General features: G+C 73.0%; 5 protein-coding genes. All 5 read left to right on the top strand.

Going from position 1 to position 4,288, the window contains the following annotated elements; genetic code table 11:
* Positions 1-658: carboxyl transferase domain-containing protein (locus G6048_RS46925; RefSeq protein WP_328829040.1), on the top strand; the 658-nt coding region annotated here is incomplete at its 5' end.
* A 109-nt stretch (positions 659-767) separates the two neighbouring features.
* Positions 768-1,124, top strand: coding sequence for a CU044_2847 family protein (locus G6048_RS46920; protein ID WP_165345725.1), 357 nt, complete (start codon positions 768-770; stop codon positions 1,122-1,124).
* Positions 1,121-2,893 (top strand): VMAP-C domain-containing protein, encoded by a 1,773-nt coding sequence (locus G6048_RS46915; protein WP_165345724.1) that lies wholly within the window; start codon positions 1,121-1,123, stop codon positions 2,891-2,893. The genes G6048_RS46920 and G6048_RS46915 overlap by 4 nt, the downstream gene beginning before the upstream one ends.
* Positions 2,894-2,946: 53 nt before the next feature.
* Entirely contained in the window at positions 2,947-3,963 is a 1,017-nt protein-coding gene (locus G6048_RS46910) for an AAA family ATPase (protein ID WP_165345723.1), read from the top strand.
* The coding region (locus G6048_RS46905; protein ID WP_165345722.1) for a hypothetical protein at positions 3,953-4,288 on the top strand (336 nt) is incomplete at its 3' end. The genes G6048_RS46910 and G6048_RS46905, both read left to right, overlap by 11 nt.

Raw genomic sequence — 4,288 nt, 5'->3', positions numbered from 1 at the left:
GCCCGCACTGGGCCGGACCGCCCTCCCCGCCACCGGCCGCGAGGCGGTCGACAACGCCCGCTCCCCTCAACGCCCCCGCGCCCGCGCCTACTTGGACGCGTACTTCAGCGACCGCGTGCCGATCAGCGGCGACCGCACGGGCGGCGGCCCCGACCCTGACGCCGACCCCGGAATGCTGTGCGGCTTCGGCGAACACGACGGCCGTACGATCGCGTACGCGGCCCAGACGGGCTCCGCCACCCGCCCCGTCGGCTATCGCACCGCCGCCCGTCTGATCCGCCTGGCGGACCAACTGGGCATCCCCGTACTGACGTTGGTGGACACCCCGGGCGCCGCCAACGACGCGGAGGCGGAACGCCAGGGAGCGGGGGCGGCGATAGCTGAGCTGTTCGCCGCCGTGGCCTCCGCCCGCACCCCCCTCACCACCCTCCTGATCGGCGAGGGCGGCTCGGGCGGCGCCCTCGCCCTCGCGGCCCCCGGCAACACCTGGGCCACACCGGACAGTTACTTCTCGGTGATAGCCCCAGAGCTGGCCGCGGCGATCCTCAAACGCCCGGCGGACCAGGTGAAGGAGACGGCGGACGAACTGCGGATCCGGCCACAGGACTTGGTGGAGCTGGGGGTGGTGAAGGGGGTCGTGATGGGTGTCGTGGGCTGAGAAAACCGCGACAAGCCGCGACAACCACAAGTACGGCCCGTAACAATGGAGTTGATCGAGAGTCACTGAACCGAGAACCGAGAACCGAGAACCAGGAACCGGGGGCGCCATGGAAGGCTTGGTGGAGTTCAAGACCGACGACGGAGTCGTGATCAACGTCGAGGGTGCGGCCACCGAGGACCTCTCCGGCCACCAGCTGGTCTCGCGCGACGACGGTACGGTCCAGGCGACCCGCACCTTCGAGGGCGCCCTGGACGGAGTGCGCGCGGCGGCCGAGTCCGCGCTCCGGGTCTTCCGGGACGGCTCGCTGCGGCCCGACTCCGTGGAGATCGAGTTCGGGGTGAAGCTCACCGCGGAGGCGGGCGCGTTGATCGCCAAGAGCTCGGTCGAGGGGCATCTCGTGGTCAAGCTCGCCTGGTCTCCCGGGCAGGCCGCCGGCTCCCCGGAGACCAACCCGGCATCATGACGAGCGCTTCGTGGCACGCCAGAATCAGCTGCGGGCGCGACACCGGTGCCGGTTTCCTGGTCACCGAGCGGCACGTCCTGACGTGCGCGCATGTCGTCGCACGCAGCCGCACGGACACGGTCACCGTGTCCTTCGCGCACGGCACAGAGGGCCAGGTCCCCGCCCGGGTGGTCGCGCAGGGCGGCTGGGACGGCCGCGAGACCGACCCCGGTGACCTCGCCGTACTCGAACTGGGCCGTCCCGTTCCCATGAGGCCGGCGGAGTTCGCGGCGCCCTCCGACGCGTACGGCGACCCTCCGCGCAGGCTCCTGGCGTACGGATTCCCGAAGCGGTCCGAGGAGGGGACGCTCGCCGAATACCGGGCCACCGCCGACCAGTTGATCGCGGGAGAGTGGGTCCAGCTGGAGGCCTGGGCCGCTCATGGCCAGCCTCTGGTTCCCGGCTTCAGCGGCGCCGCGGTGACGCTGGCGGACACCGGCCGCGTGGTCGGCATGGTCTCCGCGGCCGCCCGCGACCCCGCCGTCCGCAACGGCCGGATGCTGCCCGCGCAGGTCATGGCCCGCTACTGGCCGCGGCTCGGCGAGCTGATCCCGACCCCGGGGTACGGGCGGGAGGACAAAGAGCGGCTGCTCCAACTGATCGAGGCGGTGTCCGGCGGCAAGGGGAGCGTAGGAGGCGAAGGCGGCGCGGGAAGCCTGGAGTGCCGGCCCGACGGGCTGTACCTCGATGCGGTGGGCCCGCTCGGGCCGCCGCTGCCGCCGCACGGCTTCGGCTCGCTGTGGGACGCCGCCTGGTACCTGCTCTCCGAGGTGCCCGACACGGCGGCCGTCACCCGCTTCTCGGCCCGGCTCGCCGACTTCGTCGAGGACGCCCGGCTGCGGGCCGCGCTGCGTTCCTGGCCGTCCCGGGCCGGGGACGAGGGGCCCGGCGGCACCAACCCGGTGCGGCGGTCCGCCGCACCCGCCTGGTCGCCGATCCTCGTGGAGATCGCGGACAGCGGCTCCGGGGACGGCCGGTTCATGGTCGAGGTGTCCGTGTACAACGGGCGGCACCGCCGCCTGGTCGGCTCACGCACCCTGCCCGTCGAGCGCGTACGCCCCTACGCGCTGGAGCGCATCGACGAGGCGTACCGCGAACTGGAGCCGGACGCCCGGGAGTTGATCGCCTTCGTGCTGCCGCGCCGTCGGCTCAACACGGACGTGGCGGGCTGGCAGCGCAGCGCCGACGACGACAGCCCGCTCGGTTCCTTCGCGCCAGTGGTCGTCCTGGACCTGGAGCGGCGTCGCAGTGGCGCGCTGCAGCACAAGCTCGTGCAGAAGTGGCGGCACCTCGACGCACGGTCCGCCGCGCGGCTGCACCGCATCGGCTGTTCTGCCACCGGCCAGAACCCGGTGCGGCTGACCGTCGGGCTGCGCCAGGGCGCCGTCGACATGGTGGGGTTCGGCACGCCGCCCCGCGTGAACGGCACCCTGCGTCTGTTCGGAGCGAGCCTGAACGCGGCCGTTCCGGTACTGCTGTGGCCGCGCTCCGGCTGCCGCGGCGGGCCCTCGCACGAGGACTGCCGGGGCGCAGAGTTCCTGGACCGCCTGGCCGAGCACCTCACGGACCTGCCACCCGTCGAACTTCCCTCGTACATCCATGAATTGAGGGAGGAGGCGCATGCCTCGGACGCTCCGGAGCGGCACTGGGCGCACGACCTGGCGCTGCTGTGGGAAGACCCCCGGTGCCTGCCCGACCCGGACGGATACCGGCACTCGCCCGTAGGCTGAGCGGCCGGCGCGCGCATCGCGGAGAGTCGAGGAGAGGCACCGGAAGGGAGCCCATGTCTTTGTGGCCCGTGTACACCGGCACGAGCGAACCCCACGACGGCATCGAGCAGTTGCCCGAGCCGCCGCCCTGGCGGGCCTTCGACGGCGGCCCCGCGCTGCCGACGCCCGCCGACGACGGCGACACCTCGGCCACGTCCCCGGACCGCAGGCACCGCGCCCGCACCTACCGTGCGACCGACGAGGCGGTCCAGCTCGTCAACGCCGCACTCTGTCTGCGCCGCCCGCTGCTGGTGACGGGACCGCCCGGCAGCGGCAAGTCGAGTCTGGCGTACGCGGTGGCACGGGAGCTCAGGCTGGGCCCGGTGCTGCGCTGGAACATCACCAGCCGCAGCACGCTACCCGACGGCCTTTACCAGTACGACCCGCTCTCTCGCCTGTACGCCGCCGGCCGGGCCGCCGCGCGCGAACTCCCGCCGGACAGCGAGCTGCAGGACCATCTGCGTCTGGGCCCGCTGGGCACGGCCCTGCTGCCCTACGGGCGCCCGCGGGCGCTCCTGATCGACGAGATCGACAAGAGCGACCTCGACCTGCCCAACGATCTGCTCAACGTCCTGGAAGAGGGTCAGTACGAGATCCCCGAGCTGGTGCGCGCCGCCCGGCACAGCCCCACCGCCGAGGTGGTGATCGACGGCACCGACGCCCGGGTGACGGTGACGCGGGGACGGGTGCGCTGCCGGGCGTTCCCGTTCGTCGTCCTGACCAGTAACGGCGAACGCGAGTTCCCGCCCGCCTTCCTGCGCCGCTGCGTCCGCCTTGAGCTGCGCCAGCCGCGCGACGAACACCTCGAGAGCATCGTGCGCGCCCACCTCGGCGAGCCCGACGACCGGGCCCGCGACCTCATCGCCCGCTTCCTGGACCGGGGCACTGACGGTGAACTCGCCACGGACCAGCTCCTCAACGCGATCTATCTGACCGGCGCGGCGGGCCTCGACGCGGCGTCGCGGGACGAGCTGGCGGAGCAGGTGATGCCATATCTGAGCCGGACGCGGGACGAGCCTGATGCGTTCTGAGGAGGCTTCCGAGGAGAACCGCGGCCGGGCCGGGGCCGGGCGGTCGGCGGGTGCGGCGCGGCTCGCCGAGCTGCTCGCGGAGGTGAGCGGCGGGGAGCGGCCCACGTCCGTGGAGCTGGCCGAGGTGCTGTGGCTGGCCCGGCATGTCGGTGCCCCCGAGGAGCCGTCGCTCGTACCGGCGGACCAGCCACCCGCGCGTCGCGCCGGCCCGAGCGTCGCGCCGAGGAGCAGGGCGAGCGCGAGAGCGGGAACGCTGCGTGCCGGGCGTAACGGACGCTTCCTTGCGGACATCTTCGGGAATGACGCCGTCTTGCGGTTCCTCGAG

The sequence above is a fragment of the Streptomyces ureilyticus genome, from assembly GCF_011045025.1.
Classification (GTDB): Bacteria; Actinomycetota; Actinomycetes; order Streptomycetales; family Streptomycetaceae; genus Streptomyces; species Streptomyces ureilyticus.
This window is presented reverse-complemented; position numbering and strand designations above follow the sequence as displayed.

Excerpts from the sequence above, each read along its gene's own strand:
- G6048_RS46920 (WP_165345725.1), top strand. The coding sequence starts at position 768 with ATGGAAGGCTTGGTGGAGTTCAAGACCGACGACGGAGTCGTGATCAAC.
- G6048_RS46910 (WP_165345723.1), top strand. The coding sequence starts at position 2,947 with ATGTCTTTGTGGCCCGTGTACACCGGCACGAGCGAACCCCACGACGGC.
- G6048_RS46915 (WP_165345724.1), top strand. The coding sequence starts at position 1,121 with ATGACGAGCGCTTCGTGGCACGCCAGAATCAGCTGCGGGCGCGACACC.